General features: G+C 67.6%; 14 protein-coding genes. 1 reads left to right on the top strand and 13 read right to left on the bottom strand.

Going from position 1 to position 13552, the window contains the following annotated elements; all coding sequences use genetic code 11:
- The first annotated feature begins 11 nt into the window (after positions 1 to 11).
- Complete coding sequence (locus tag ACVWZ7_RS20700) at positions 12 to 1241, top strand: PrsW family intramembrane metalloprotease (RefSeq protein ID WP_456508972.1); 1230 nt, start codon at positions 12 to 14, stop codon at positions 1239 to 1241.
- 68 nt (positions 1242 to 1309) lie between these two features.
- On the opposite strand, the gene nusB is transcribed toward ACVWZ7_RS20700, so the two are convergent.
- The 13 genes from nusB to rpsD all read right to left on the bottom strand — a co-directional run bounded on the left by nusB (position 1310) and on the right by rpsD (position 13430).
- Entirely contained in the window at positions 1310 to 1720 is a 411-nt protein-coding gene (gene nusB / locus ACVWZ7_RS20695; protein WP_091251831.1) for a transcription antitermination factor NusB, read from the bottom strand.
- Entirely contained in the window at positions 1720 to 2283 is a 564-nt protein-coding gene (gene efp / locus ACVWZ7_RS20690; RefSeq protein WP_056739180.1) for an elongation factor P, read from the bottom strand. Before efp ends, nusB begins: the two co-directional genes overlap by 1 nt.
- A 154-nt stretch (positions 2284 to 2437) precedes the next feature.
- A complete protein-coding gene (locus tag ACVWZ7_RS20685) occupies positions 2438 to 2956 on the bottom strand; it encodes a tetratricopeptide repeat protein (RefSeq protein WP_344367459.1) in 519 nt (172 codons plus the stop codon).
- A complete protein-coding gene (gene aroB / locus ACVWZ7_RS20680) occupies positions 2956 to 4047 on the bottom strand; it encodes a 3-dehydroquinate synthase (protein ID WP_116767613.1) in 1092 nt (363 codons plus the stop codon). Before aroB ends, ACVWZ7_RS20685 begins: the two co-directional genes overlap by 1 nt.
- On the bottom strand, positions 4047 to 4595 hold the full coding sequence (locus tag ACVWZ7_RS20675; RefSeq protein ID WP_425547233.1) for a shikimate kinase: 549 nt from the start codon (positions 4593 to 4595) through the stop codon (positions 4047 to 4049). The genes aroB and ACVWZ7_RS20675 overlap by 1 nt, the downstream gene beginning before the upstream one ends.
- 71 nt (positions 4596 to 4666) lie before the next feature.
- A complete protein-coding gene (gene aroC / locus ACVWZ7_RS20670; RefSeq protein ID WP_116767611.1) occupies positions 4667 to 5866 on the bottom strand; it encodes a chorismate synthase in 1200 nt (399 codons plus the stop codon).
- A gap of 26 nt (positions 5867 to 5892) precedes the next feature.
- Positions 5893 to 6789: a shikimate dehydrogenase gene (locus tag ACVWZ7_RS20665; RefSeq protein WP_456508971.1), complete on the bottom strand. Its 897-nt coding sequence runs from the start codon at positions 6787 to 6789 to the stop codon at positions 5893 to 5895.
- The gene (gene mltG, locus ACVWZ7_RS20660) at positions 6786 to 8516 is read right to left on the bottom strand and encodes an endolytic transglycosylase MltG (protein ID WP_456508970.1); all 1731 of its coding nucleotides are present in this window, start codon (positions 8514 to 8516) and stop codon (positions 6786 to 6788) included. Before mltG ends, ACVWZ7_RS20665 begins: the two co-directional genes overlap by 4 nt.
- Positions 8513 to 9097 carry a Holliday junction resolvase RuvX gene (gene ruvX, locus ACVWZ7_RS20655; RefSeq protein ID WP_116767607.1) on the bottom strand — a complete coding sequence of 195 codons (585 nt, stop codon included), beginning with the start codon at positions 9095 to 9097 and terminating at the stop codon, positions 8513 to 8515. The genes mltG and ruvX overlap by 4 nt, the downstream gene beginning before the upstream one ends.
- 12 nt (positions 9098 to 9109) lie before the next feature.
- Positions 9110 to 11788 carry an alanine--tRNA ligase gene (alaS, locus tag ACVWZ7_RS20650; protein WP_456508969.1) on the bottom strand — a complete coding sequence of 893 codons (2679 nt, stop codon included), beginning with the start codon at positions 11786 to 11788 and terminating at the stop codon, positions 9110 to 9112.
- A 175-nt stretch (positions 11789 to 11963) separates the two neighbouring features.
- Positions 11964 to 12230 carry a hypothetical protein gene (locus ACVWZ7_RS20645; RefSeq protein ID WP_237563479.1) on the bottom strand — a complete coding sequence of 89 codons (267 nt, stop codon included), beginning with the start codon at positions 12228 to 12230 and terminating at the stop codon, positions 11964 to 11966.
- A 20-nt stretch (positions 12231 to 12250) separates the two neighbouring features.
- The gene (locus tag ACVWZ7_RS20640; protein WP_091251846.1) at positions 12251 to 12625 is read right to left on the bottom strand and encodes a DUF948 domain-containing protein; all 375 of its coding nucleotides are present in this window, start codon (positions 12623 to 12625) and stop codon (positions 12251 to 12253) included.
- Between the two features lie 178 nt (positions 12626 to 12803).
- Positions 12804 to 13430: a 30S ribosomal protein S4 gene (gene rpsD / locus ACVWZ7_RS20635; protein WP_091251848.1), complete on the bottom strand. Its 627-nt coding sequence runs from the start codon at positions 13428 to 13430 to the stop codon at positions 12804 to 12806.
- Between the last annotated feature and the right edge of the window lie 122 nt (positions 13431 to 13552).

Raw genomic sequence — 13552 nt, 5'->3', positions numbered from 1 at the left:
GGCTCGATGCCATGACGACGAACGAGCCGCAGCCGGGGCTGGGCCAACGGACCAACCCGACGTGGTTGGGGCAGATCCGGCCGGAGGATTACCGGCAAGCCCCGGCCAACGTCGGCGGCCGGTTCCAGCCGGCGCTCCCGCCCGGCCCTGCGCCGGTCCGGGACCGCCGGAGTACCGCCGGCGCGCTGGGGCTCGTGCTGGCCGGCGGACTCCTCGCCTTCGCCAGCCTCTTCCTGGTGCTGCCCTTCCTTCTGGCCAGCACCGGAGTCTCCGGGTTCGTGGTCGGTTTCATGGCCTCGCTGGTTCCGCTGGGGACCGTGCTGCTGACAGTGCGCTTCATCGACCGTTGGGAGCCGGAGCCGAAACCGCTGCTGCTTTTCGCCTTTGCCTGGGGAGCGCTTGTCTCCATAGCTGTGACGATGCTGATCCAACCCTATTTTTCTTTGGTGGCCGGGCCCGCCTCAGGGCTGGACTATACGACGTTCGCCGTGACCGTCCAGGCCCCGGTCGTCGAGGAATTCGCGAAGTCCCTCGGGCTGCTGCTGCTCCTGCTGTTCGCCCGGAAGGACATCGACGGGCCGGTCGACGGCGTGGTGTTCGCCTTCACCATTGCGGCAGGCTTCGCGTTCACGGAGAACATCCTCTACTTCGGCCGCGCCATCGCCGAATCCAGCGATCCCGGCACGGACCTGGCGGTGGTCTTCTTCCTCCGCGGGGTGATGTCGCCGTTCGCCCACGCCGTCTTCACGGGTACCACCGGGATCATCATGGGATTCGCCGCGCGGCGCGGGAACAACGGGCTCGCCGCCCTGGCGTTTATCGCCGGCCTTGTCCCTGCGATGCTGCTGCACAGCGGCTGGAACAGCATGGGCCAGGATTTCCTGGCCCAGTACGTGTTCGTGCAGGTGCCGATCTTCCTCCTGGCGGCACTGGTCATCGTGCTGCTGCGGGTGGCGGAGCGCAGGCTCACCCGGCAGCGGCTCAGGGAATACGCGGCAGCGGGCTGGTTCACCGCGGCCGAGGTGGACATGCTGGCCACCGGCAGCGGCCGCCGTGCCGCACTGCGCTGGGCCAAGTCCGTGGGCCGGGGCGCACAGATGAAGGCGCTGTTCGATGCCGCCACCCGGCTGGCTTTCACCCGGCAGCGGATCCTCAGCGGCCGGGACGTGCCGGCCCGCCAGCGCGACGAGCAGCACCAGCTGGCCGAAATCGCCGCCCTCCGGGCCGCCGTCGTCGGCTAAGTCTTTCCGGAGAACGAAAGAACCCCGTCCAGGCGGTCCTGGACGGGGTTCTTCGCTGCGACGGGAGCTTAGGCCAGCAGGGAAGGCTTCAGCTGCTGGAGCCGGCCGAGCAGGCCGTTGATGAACGACGGCGATTCGTCGGTCGAGAGCGTCTTGGCCAGGGCCACGGCCTCGCTGACGGCTACGCCGTCCGGGACGTCGTCGTTGTAGAGCAGTTCCCACGTGCCAATCCGCAGGATGATGCGGTCCACCGAGGGCATCCGCTCCAGGGTCCAGCCCTGCGAGTAGGTTTCCAGGAACTCGTCGATGGCGGCCTGGTGCGAGACCACGCCTTCGACGATTTCGAGGGTGTACGGGTTGACGATCTGGTCTGTCTGCTCGCGGCGCGACTTCAGTACGTCGAACGCAGAGGCGGAGCGCTGCTCGGCCTCAAAGAGGACATCGAGGGCCCGGTTCCGGGCCTTACCGCGGGCACTCACTAGTCGTTGACCCGGCCGAGGTAGCTGCCGTCACGGGTATCGACCTTGACCTTGGTGTTGTTCTCGACGAACAGCGGCACCTGGATCTCGTAGCCGGTTTCGAGCGTGGCGGGCTTGGTGCCGGCCGAGGAGCGGTCGCCCTGCAGGCCCGGCTCCGTGTAGGTGATCTCGAGAACGACGCTCGGGGGCAGCTCGATGTAGAGCGGGTTGCCCTCGTGGATGGCGATGTTGACCATCTGGTTTTCGAGCATGAAGTTGGTGGCGTCGCCGACGGTGGCGGCCGGGACGGTGAGCTGGTCGAAGTCAGAAGTGTCCATGAAGACGAAGTCGGCGCCGTCCTGGTACAGGTACTGGTAATCGCGGCGGTCAACCGTGGCGGTCTCGATCTTGAGCCCGGCGTTGAAGGTCTTGTCGACGACCTTGCCGGACATCACGTTGCGCATCTTGGTGCGTACGAACGCGCCACCCTTGCCGGGCTTGACGTGCTGGAACTCGATGATGTTCCAAAGCTGGCCCTCAAGCTTAAGGACGGTTCCGTTCTTGATGTCGTTAGTGGTTGCCACTGTATCCTCTTAGTTTCTATCTGGTTCTTGTCGGCCGGTGCGATCGGCCGGACGTCGTATGCCGGGCCGGCATGCCAAGCGGCCGCCAGCGCGTGTTTGTCAAAAATCCAAGTTCTATTCTACCGGTTCCCGTGGACAGCTGCCCGACGGAGGCTCAGGACTGCTGTTCCAGCACTTCCCGGGCACGCTGCAGCGCGACCGTGGAGGCGTAGATGAGGGCCGCGTCGGCCGAGCCGGCCACCCGCAAATCGAGGGCCTTGGCGAAGGATTCGACGGCGGCGCCGACGTTGCCGCCGGCGAAGTAGGCCCGGCCCAGGTGCTGGCGGACGGCCGCCTCTTCCAGGGTGCCCTTGGTCTCGGCGAGGAGCTGGCGGAACACCTCCACGGCCCGGTCGAACCGGTTCGAAACGCGGAGCACATCCGCCTCGAAGATCCGCAGCCGGAGCGAGGCCGGGTCCTTGTACCGGGCCTCGGCGAGGAGTTCGGCGGCCTCGGCGGCATGCCCTTCAACGATCCGGACGAAGACCAGGTCCCCGGGGTCGGTCGAGTCCGCCAACGCCTCGGCCATGGCGTCTTCGTTGACGATCTGGGGCATCAGGCTTTGCGGATTGATCCGGATGCCGGGAAACCCGGCATCCGGCCACTCGCTCGTGCCGCCCTTGACCATCATCATCAGGAGGCAATCTCCTGGTAGGCGGCGAACAGCAGCGACGTGTCCGGGACGTCGAGGATGCCGGGCCGGCCGATGCCGTCAAGGACCACGAACCGCAGCAGGTCGCCGCGGGATTTCTTGTCCCGCCGCATGCCGTCGAGGAGGGCCTGCCAGCGGTCGCGGCGGTAGGTGATGGGAAGCCCGAGGCTTTCCAGGATACTGCGGTGCCTGTCGGCGTCGGCGTCGCTGAGCCGTCCGACGCTGCGGGCGAGTTCGGCGGCGAACATCATGCCCACGGAGACGGCGGCGCCGTGGCGCCAGGAGTAGCGTTCGGCGAGTTCGATCGCGTGGCCCAGGGTGTGGCCGTAGTTCAGGATCTCGCGCTGGCCGGTTTCCTTCAGATCGGCGGAGACCACCCGGGCCTTGACGGTGATGGCGCGTTCGATCAGTTCCCGCAGGATGTCCGAGCGCGGATCGGAGACCGCGGACGGGTCCTTTTCGATCAGTTCAAGGATGGCGGGATCGGCGATGAATCCGCACTTGATGACCTCGGCCATGCCGGAGATGATCTCGTTCTTCGGCAGGGTCTCGAGCGTGTCGAGGTCCGCGAGGACACCGGCGGGCGGGTGGAACGCGCCCACCAGGTTCTTGCCCTCGGCGGTGTTGATGCCGGTCTTGCCGCCGACGGAGGCGTCCACCATGCCCAGCAGGCTCGTGGGCATGTGTATGACCTTGACGCCGCGGAGCCAGGTTGCGGCGACGAAGCCGGCGAGGTCGGTCACGGCGCCGCCGCCGACCGCGACGACGGCGTCGGACCGGGTGAAGTCGTTCTGCCCCAGCACCTGCCAGCAGAAGGACGCCACTTCGATGTGCTTGCCTTCTTCGGCGTCCGGGATCTCGGCGGTCAGCGCGGTGAAACCTGCGGCGGCCAGCTCTTCCCGGACGGTGTCGCCGGTGAGCCGGAGCGCGCGGGGGTGGATGACGAGGACGCGCTTGACGCGCTCGCCCAGGAGCCCCGGAAGGCTTGCCAGGAGGCCGCGGCCCACCACGACGTCGTAGTTCTCACCGGGCGTCTGTCCGGTGACTTTGATGACGGTTGATTCGGTACTCACTATTCAACTTCCTTTGTCGCCGCCGGGGCGGGCACGGCAGCGGTCTTAGCCGCGGCATACTCCCCCAGCGCATCTTCCAGCCGGTGAGCCAGTTCCGGAACGCTGCCGCTCCGGACATCCAGGACCAGGTCGGCGAGCCGTTCGTAGACCGGCTGCCGGGTGGCGAAGAGGGTCCGCCACCGGCCCATGGCGTCGCCTGCCAGCAGCGGCCTGCCCGAATTCCTGGCGATGCGTTCCGCCACGGTCTCGGCGTCGCATTCGAGGTAGACCACGGTACAGCGGCCCAGGAGCTGCTGCGTGCCGGAGTCAAGGACTGCACCGCCGCCAAGCGAAATCACGGCGTTGCTGCCCTGTGCCTCTTCGATAGCATGGGCCACGGCCCGGGCCTCCAGCTCACGGAAGGCATGCTCCCCCCGGCTGGCGAAGATCTCGGCGATCGTCCCGTGCTGGGCCACCACCACGGCGTCGGTGTCCACGAAGGCGGATCCCAGGTGCTGCGCGAGCTGCTGTCCGATCGCCGATTTGCCCACGGCCATCGGACCGATCAGGACGACCGGTCCGAGGTGTTTTGCCGCGGGCTTCGCCGCGGCGGAGCGCCCGTCGGTGTTCCAGGCCGGCACTAGTGGCCGATCGAGTCCAGGGACGCCGGAATGTTGTCCAGGTAACCCTTGATGTTGCGGGCGGTCTCCTGAACGGAGTCGCCGCCGAATTTTTCTGCGACCGCTTCGGCGAGCACGAGGGCCACCATGGCCTCGGCCACCACGCCGGCGGCCGGAACGGCACAGACGTCGGAGCGCTGGTGGTGGGCCTTGGCGGCTTCTCCCGTGCTGACGTCCACGGTCTTGAGCGCGCGGGGCACGGTGGCGATCGGCTTCATGGCGGCGCGGACGCGCAGGACGTCGCCGATGCTCATGCCGCCCTCGATCCCGCCGGCGCGGTTGGACGTGCGGATGATCTTGCCGTTCGCGTCCTTGACGATCTCGTCGTGGGCGGCCGAACCGCGGCGGGCCGCCGTGAGGAAGCCGTCGCCGACCTCGACGCCCTTGATGGCCTGGATTCCCATGAGGGCCGCGGCCAGGCGCGAGTCGAGGCGCCGGTCCCAGTGGACGTAGCTGCCGAGTCCGGGCGGCAGGCCGTAGGCGAGCACCTCGACGACACCGCCCAAGGTTTCGCCTTCCTTGTGCGCGACGTCGACTTCGGCCACCATGGCGTCGGAGGTCTCGCGGTCGAAGCAGCGCAGAGGATCGGCGTCAAGGGCCAGCACGTTGGCCGGGACCGGCAGGGGCCGGCCTTCCGGCACCGCAACGCTGGCGATCGACACAGTGTGGGAGACGAGTTCGATCCCGAGCTGCTTAAGGAAGGCGGAGGCGACCGTGCCGAGCGCGACCCTCGTGGCGGTCTCGCGGGCGCTGGCACGCTCCAGGACCGGGCGGGCCTCGTCGAAGCCGTATTTCTGCATGCCGGTGAAGTCGGCGTGGCCGGGCCGGGGCCGGGTGAGCGGGGCGTTCCGGGCCTGGTCGGCCAGGACTTCCGGGGCCACGGGATCGGAGGACATGATCTGTTCCCACTTGGGCCACTCGGTGTTGCCGACCTGGATGGCGACGGGACCGCCCTGGGTCAGGCCGTGCCGGACGCCGCCGAGGATAGTGACGACGTCCTGTTCGAATTTCATCCGGGCGCCGCGGCCGTAGCCGAGCCGGCGGCGGGCCAGCGCCTCGCTGATCTGGGCGCTGGTGAGTTCCACACCGGCGGGCACGCCTTCAATTATTCCGACCAGTGCCGGGCCATGGGATTCTCCGGCAGTCAACCAACGCAACATAAATTCCATCCTGCCATGTCGGGAGCTTAGAACACCCGTCGGGGCGCCCCGACTGCGTCACACATCACATCTATGACTCCGGCCGGCATGGCCTCGCCCAGCCCGGTGAAGAGCCGCACCTGCTCCACTGCCTGGTAGATGAGCATTTCAAGGCCGGGGACCACGGCCCCGCCCGTGTCCTGCCAGACGGCGGCAATCCTGCTGGGCCAGGGATCGTAGGCGACGTCCAGGAGCACGCCGCGGCGTCCCGCCTCGGCGTGCCGGGGCGGCTCGGCCGCCAGTTCGCCGGCCAGCGCGTCCGCCGCGCGGGGCGGCAGCGTGGAGATGACGACGTCGGCCGCGGCCACCGCGGCGGCCGCGCCGGCGAGCGGAAGCACCCGGACGGGGAGTTTCACTGCCGCGGAGGCGGCCCGGGCCTCGGCGGCGCGGCTGACGTCCCGCACGAAGACATCGGCCGATGCAGCCCCGAGTTCTTTGAGCGCGGCAATGGCCGCCGCCGAGGTGCCGCCGCCGCCGAGCACGGCAGCGGTGGGCGCCGTGGCCGCACCCGCGTGCCGGAGCGCGTTGACGATGCCGGCAACGTCGGTGTTGTACGCGACCAGCCGGGTATGGTCAGCACTACCGCCGCCGGATTCGAAGGCGACGGTGTTGACGACGCCGAGGGCGCGTGCCACGCCCCGGACCTCGTCCACTTGGGCCACCATCGCGGTCTTCAGCGGCATGGTGACCGAGAGCCCCCGCCAGCCGCCGTCCGCTCGCGCTTCATCCCTGACCTGCCGCATGAATTCCGGCAGCGCGGCCTCCGTCACGTCGATGGCGGAGTACGCGAAGTCCACGCCCAGGTGGGCGTAGGCAGCCCGGTGCAGCGCAGGCGACTTCGAATGGCTGATGGGATGCCCGAGCACGGCCGCCCGCAGCATCATACGCAGCGTCCCGGGTTGGCCGAGCACCACGCGTTGTACTGCTCCACGTAGCCGAGGTGCTCGGCCAGTGTCTTGGAGAACTTGGTCTCCTTGGTGTCCAGGTTGATGGTGACCCAGTAGAGGTAGTCATTGGTCTTGGGCTTGGCGGCGGCGTCGATCGCCGTCTTGCCGGGAGAGCCGATGGGCCCGGCGGGCAGGCCCGGGTTGGCATAGGTGTTGTACGGGTTCGACTTGTCCGCCTTCTGGGCTTCATCGATGTGGAAGCTCCGGATGCCCAGACCGTACGTGACCGTGGCATCGGACTGGATGAGTCCGTTGGTCTCGGTGTTGTTGGGCTTGAGGCGGTTATAGATGGCACCGGCGACGTCGCCGTATTCGGCCTGGCCGCCTTCAGCCTGGACGATGCTGGCGACCGTCACGACGTCGTACTGTTTGGCGGGATCGGTGATGCCCTGGGCCTTGAGCTCATCCAGGGTGGTGCCGACGAGCTTCTGCAGGATGTCCTTGGCGGAGGTCCCCAGGGGGAAGCGGTACTCCCCCGGGGCCAGGAAGCCCTCAAGGTTCTTGGCCTTGGCCGGGACGCCGAACTGCGCGGGCGCGTCGCTGAGCGCCTTCAGGTCGGGGACCGAAATCCCGGTGCCCTCAGATATGGCCTGGAGGGATTCGCTGATCCGCAAGCCGGCATTGAGTGCAAAGTACATCACCTTGCCCTGGCCCTTGTTGAGCAGGATGGCCACGGCATCGGAGTTCTTCATTTCCTGGCGCATCGTGAAGGTGCCCGGGCTCAGGGACCCGCCGGCGGCGTTGAACTCCTTGAGGAACGTGTCAGCGTTGGCCACGACCTTCTTCGATTGCAGATCGGTGGCCACGGACTTTGGCCCGGCGCCGGGTTCGACAGTGACGGTGACGTCGCCGGTTCCCGGTCCGGGGTAGTCTGCCGCGGTGTCGGCGCCCAGCAGCGGTTTGAGGAACTGGGCGCCGACGGCGATGGCAATAACGAACACGGTCAGCGTCAGCACCAGGGCCAGGAAGCGGCGCCGGCGGCGGATCTTTTTGGACGGAACCTTGTCATAGCGGATGGCTCCGGCCATCAGGTCGTGGCCGGCGTCGCTGTGGTCTCCGGCTTCCGGGTGCGCCTGGGCGTGGGCGTCGTCGTAAACATGGTGGGCCTCATCGTGGGGGTGCAGCGCGTAGCCGTCATGAGGGCCGGCATACTGGGCAGCCGCATCGTGGTGGCCAGCGTAGCCGTGCTGGCCTGCCGCCGCATAGACGGCGTCATCGTGGGCGGGCTCGTCATGGCCCACGTCCTCGCGGGCGGGCAGATCGCGGATGGGGATGATCTGCGTGAAGTCTTCGCGGGCGGGCTCTTCGCGGCTGAGGTGCTCGCGGGCCGGCACATCGTCGGCAGCGATGTCAGGCACGGTTTCCTCGTGCACTGTCGGGGCGGATTCGGGGAGTTCCGGGGCCGTTTCGGGAAGTTCGGGGCCGGCCTGCGGCGGGACGCTCGCCGGCGTCGGGGCTTCTGGGTCTTGGGGCCGGATCCGGGCCGGCGGCGCGGGATCCGGCGTCGGGTCGTCCTGTCCCGTCTCAAAAGCCTGAGGCGGGATCACGCTGTGTCCCTGCGTCGCCAGGAGCTTTTCCCGGGCCCTGATCTCTTTGCGCGTCAGCGGTCGGCCGGCACCACTCAGGGCGTCACCGGAGGAGTCATCACTGTTGACCGGGCTCACTGTAGCCTTCCATGTTCTGAAGAGTGCGTCTGTACTGCCGGGCCGGTCTGTGCGCCGCCTCCGGTCGGCCCCGGCGCAGACTCCGCGTACACGCGGTTTCCGACCTCCGTTCCCCTGGCCTTTTGCATATCAATCGCATGTTGCAGAATACCTGCCGCCGCAACCTGATCAACTACTGTACGGTGATCGCGGCTGCTCATGCCAGCTTCGTGCAGGGCACGGTGGGCGGACACGGTGCTGAGCCGCTCGTCGATCAGGCGCACCGGAATAGCGGATCCGGCGTCCTGCAGGGCACCGGCCAGCAACCGCGCATACTCTGTGGCCATGCGGGCAGAGGCGTGCTCTTCGCCCTTCATGGTCCGCGGCAGTCCTACGAAAATCTCCACCGCGTCCAGCTCCTCTGCCAGGCCGGCCAGGATGCGCACGTCAGTGTTCTTTTTCACGTTCCGCTGCAGCGTGCGCAGCGGAGTCGCCAGGATTCCGTCGCGGTCGCAGACCGCGACGCCCACGCGGACGGTGCCGACGTCGACCCCGAGCTTTACGCCCCGGGGATAGACGCCGGCTACAGCACCTTCAGTCATGTAGGGATCCGCTTATCGCCGGGTAATGGCATCCACGACGGCGCTGAGGGCAGCACCGACCTTGGCGGCGTCCGTGCCGCCGCCCTGGGCGACGTCGTCCTTGCCGCCACCGCCGCCGCCAAGGACTCCGGCGGCCAGGCGCACGAGGGCACCGGCCTTCACTCCGGCGGTCCGGGCCGCTTCGTTGGTGGCGATGAGGATCACCGGGCGGTCGTTGCTGACGCCGGCGACGGCGACGGCCGCGGCCTCGGAGCCGAGGCGGGTCCGCAGGTCCAGGGCCAGGCCGCGCAGGTCATCCGCGCCGCTGACCTGGCCGGCGTCGTGCGCAATGACCTTGATGCCGGCGGCGTCTTTGGCAGTGCCCACCAGCTGGGCCGCGGCAGCCGTGAGCTGCTCCTTGCGGAGGCGCTCGAGTTCCTTTTCGGCGGTCTTGAGCTTGGTCAGGGTGGTGGCGATCCGGTCCGCGAGGAGCCCGGAGGGGACCTTCAGCATTTCCGTGAGCTCGGTGACAAGGGCGCGCTCGGCGGCGAGGTGCCGGAAGGCGTCCATGCCCACGAAGGCTTCCACACGGCGGTTTCCCGAGCCGACGGACTGTTCGCCGAGCAGGGACAGGCTGCCGATCAGCGAGGTGTTCTCAACGTGGGTTCCGCCGCAGAGCTCGCGGGACCAGGCGCCGTCGATCTCCACGACCCGGACCTCGTTGCCGTAGTTCTCGCCGAACAGCGCCATGGCGCCGAGGGCCTTGGCCTCGGCGAGCCCCATGACTTTGGTTTCCACCCGGAAGTTGTTGCGGATGGCGATGTTGGAGACTTCTTCGATCTCGGACCGGGTGGCGGCGCTGAGGCCCTCGCCCCAGGCGAAGTCGAAGCGCAGGTAGCCGGCCTTGTTGAAGGAGCCGCGCTGCAGGGCCTCCGGGCCGAGGATCTGGTGCAGGGCCGCGTGGACAATGTGCGTGCCCGTGTGGGCCTGTTCGGCGGCGTGGCGGCGTTCCCGGTCGACGGCGGCCTGGACGAGGGCGTCCGAGCCGATTTCGCCTTCGCGGACAATGGCCTTGTGCACGCTCAGGCCCTTGATGGGGCGCTGGACGTCCAGGACCTCGACGACGAAGCCGTCGCCGGTGATGAGCCCGGTGTCGGCGGCCTGGCCGCCGGCCTCGGCGTAGAACGGCGTCTCGGCCAGGACCAGTTCGATTTCATCGCCCGTGGAGGCCTGCGAGACCTTCTGGCCGCCGGCCAGGATGCCGCGGACCTTGGATTCGCCCTGGAGTTCGGTGTAGCCGGTGAAGACGGTCTCGCCCTGGGCGAGGAGCTCCTGGAACGCGCTGAGGTCGGCGTGGGCGCCCTTCTTGCCTTTCGCGTCGGCCTGGGCGCGCTGGCGCTGTTCGAGCATGAGTTTGCGGAACTCGGGCTCGTCGACCTTGAGCCCGGCTTCCTCGGCCATCTCGAGGGTGAGGTCGATCGGGAACCCGTAGGTGTCGTGCAGGGCGAAGGCGTCGGCGCCGGAGAGCGGCCGGCCGGCGGACTTGGACTCCTTGACGGCGTCCTCGAGCCGCGCCGTGCCGGAGGCGATGGTGCGCAGGAACGCCTTCTCTTCGGCGTAGGCGATCCTGCTGATGCGATCGAAGTCGGTCTCCACGATCGGGTAGACGCCCTTCATGGCATCCCGGGAGGCCGGGAGCAGTTCCGGCAGGCATGCCTTTTCGACGCCGAGCAGGCGCATGGAACGCACGGCGCGGCGGATCAGGCGGCGCAGGACGTAGCCGCGGCCCTCGTTGGAGGGGGTGACGCCGTCGGCGATCAGCATGAGGGCCGAGCGGATGTGGTCGGCGACGACGCGCATGCGCACGTCATCGGTGTGGTGCGGGTCCTCCGGCGTCTCGGCTGAGGTGTATTCCTTGCCGGAGAGCGCTGCAGCCTTGTCGATCACGGGACGGACCTGGTCGGTCTCGTACATGTTCTCGACGCCCTGCAGGATCATCGCGAGGCGCTCCATGCCGAGGCCGGTGTCGATGTTCTTCTTGGGCAGCTCGCCGGTGATGTCGAAGTCCACCTTCGAGCGGACGTTGTCGATCTGGTACTGCATGAAGACGAGGTTCCAGATCTCGATGTACCGCGTCTCGTCAGCGATCGGGCCGCCGTCGACGCCGTACGCGGGGCCCCGGTCGTAGTAGATCTCCGAGCAGGGACCGGCCGGGCCGGGCTGGCCGGTGGACCAGTAGTTGTCGGCCTTGCCCATCCGCTGGATGCGTTCGGCGGGCACGCCGGTGTTCTTCAGCCACAGCTCCTTGGCCTCGTCGTCTTCTTCGTAGACGGTGACCCAGAGCCGCTCCGGCGGCAGGCCGTAGCCGCCGTCGGCCACGCTGGTGGTGAGCAGTTCCCACGCGAACTTGATCGCGTCTTCCTTGAAGTAGTCGCCGAAGGAGAAGTTGCCGCACATCTGGAAGAACGTGCCGTGGCGGGCGGTCTTGCCGACTTCCTCGATGTCGCCGGTACGGATGCACTTCTGCACGCTGGTGGCCCGCTGGTAGGGTGCCTCTTCACGGGCGGTCAGGTACGGGATGAACGGCACCATGCCCGCCACCGTGAACAGCAGGGAGGGGTCGCTGGAGACCAGGGAGGCGGAGGGCACGGCGGTGTGTCCCTTGCTGACAAAAAAGTCGATCCAGCGCTTGGTGATCTCCTGCGACTTCATGAGCTGATTTCTTACCCTTCAATATTCACTGCGGTGTGTGGCCCGCGGCTGTGCTGCGCGGGACAAGTTGGGGTCCGGCCCCGGTCCGGGCCCTGATCTTCCAAGACCCTTTCGAGGAGGTGCCGAGGTGCCGGCGTGCCCGTGACGGGCACCGTACTTCCTAATTCTCTCCCGACTAGCGCCGGACTGCATCCCGGCGGGCAACGATGCCATCGGTGCCCGTGGCCAGGGCCGTGTCCACGCCGAGCGCGGCGCGGAGTTCGGCTTCCCGCTCGCCCATGCCTTCCCGGACGGCGTCGGCGAAGTCGTACAGGCCGTCGGCCAGACGCCCGACGGCCCGGTTGAGTCCCTCGGGCCCGACGGCGGACCGGGCTTCGGTGATCTTTCGGAAGGCGATGACGCCGATCGCGACGCCGATTCCCATCCAGATGATTCTGTTCATGTCAGGTTCTCCAGGTGGGCTTAGCGGCTACGGCGGCCGGTGGCGGGCTTTTTGCGGGCGGTGAACGCGGAGCGGACGCCGTAGCTGAAGGACGCCACCTTGATCAGCGGCGAGCCGACGGTGGCGGCCATGAGCGAGGACAGCGCCGAAATGTTGGCGGAAGCGTCGGAGACGTTCGAGGCGATGCCGTCCACCTTCTTCAACTGCTCGTTGGTGGTGGACACCGTGGCGGTGACTTCGTCCATGAGCGGGGTGGCTCCGTCGCTGATCGAGCGGATGGAGGTCCGGACTTCGTCAAACACTCCCCCGAGTTTCAGGATCGGCACGGCGAGCAGCAGGACCAGCAGTAAAAACACTCCAGCCGCGATCAGGCCGGCAATATCGCCACCAGACATAGACAATCATCTCCTTGAACTGCAGTGGATACCTGCTCGTTGCGTCGGGCCCCGACGGTTTCAGCCGGCGGTTTGAACCGGCAAGCAGGGCTGGCTCCCGGGGAACTCCCCCAAGTACCTTACATACAAAGAAGCCCGCGGCGCTTGCCACGGGCTTCTTTGGAGGTGTTGCGTTTATTTAGCGTGCGTAGAATTCCACGACGAGCTGCTCTTCGCAGGTCACGGGGATCTCGGAACGCTTGGGGCGGCGCACCAGGCGGGCCTGCAGGGCGTCAAGCTTGACGTCCAGGTAGGCCGGAACCATCGGCAGAACGTCGCGGTGAGCGCCGGCTGCTGCAACCTGGAACGGAGGCATGGTCTCGCTGCGGCTGTGGACGTGGACCAGCTGGCCCTCGCCGACGCGGAAAGACGGGCGGTCAACGCGGATGCCGTCAACCAGGATGTGGCGGTGCACAACCAGCTGGCGGGCCTGGGCGATGGTGCGGGCGAAGCCGGCACGCAGCACGAGGGCGTCGAGACGCATTTCGAGCAGTTCGATCAGGTTTTCACCGGTCAGGCCCTTGGTGCGGCGTGCTTCTTCGAAGGCACGCGTCATCTGGGCTTCGCGGATGCCGTACTGGGCGCGCAGACGCTGCTTTTCGCGCAGACGTACGGCGTAGTCGGAGTCCTGCTTCTTGCGGGCACGGCCATGCTCACCGGGGCCGTACGGGCGGCGCTCCATGTACTTGGCGGCCTTGGGGGTCAGAGCGATGCCGAGTGCGCGCGAAAGGCGTGCGGTACGGCGAGCACGAGTGTTGTTAGCCACTAGTGTCCTTCCAATATCTGCGGTGTGTCAGTGTTACTGGCCTCCACGATGGAGAGCATCGGCCAACCGCTGCCTTTTGCTACTGGGCACAGGGCAACCCTCACTAAACCGAAGTTTTCAAT

This window comes from Arthrobacter sp. TE12232 (assembly GCF_054062615.1).
This window is presented reverse-complemented; position numbering and strand designations above follow the sequence as displayed.

Bases quoted from the DNA above. Each gene is read 5' to 3' on its own strand.
- ACVWZ7_RS20685 (WP_344367459.1), bottom strand. From the start codon at position 2,956: ATGATGATGGTCAAGGGCGGCACGAGCGAGTGGCCGGATGCCGGGTTT.
- ACVWZ7_RS20640 (WP_091251846.1), bottom strand. From the start codon at position 12,625: ATGTCTGGTGGCGATATTGCCGGCCTGATCGCGGCTGGAGTGTTTTTA.
- ACVWZ7_RS20645 (WP_237563479.1), bottom strand. From the start codon at position 12,230: ATGAACAGAATCATCTGGATGGGAATCGGCGTCGCGATCGGCGTCATC.
- ACVWZ7_RS20700 (WP_456508972.1), top strand. From the start codon at position 12: ATGACGACGAACGAGCCGCAGCCGGGGCTGGGCCAACGGACCAACCCG.
- ruvX (WP_116767607.1), bottom strand. From the start codon at position 9,097: ATGACTGAAGGTGCTGTAGCCGGCGTCTATCCCCGGGGCGTAAAGCTC.
- alaS (WP_456508969.1), bottom strand. From the start codon at position 11,788: ATGAAGTCGCAGGAGATCACCAAGCGCTGGATCGACTTTTTTGTCAGC.
- ACVWZ7_RS20665 (WP_456508971.1), bottom strand. From the start codon at position 6,789: ATGATGCTGCGGGCGGCCGTGCTCGGGCATCCCATCAGCCATTCGAAG.
- aroC (WP_116767611.1), bottom strand. From the start codon at position 5,866: ATGTTGCGTTGGTTGACTGCCGGAGAATCCCATGGCCCGGCACTGGTC.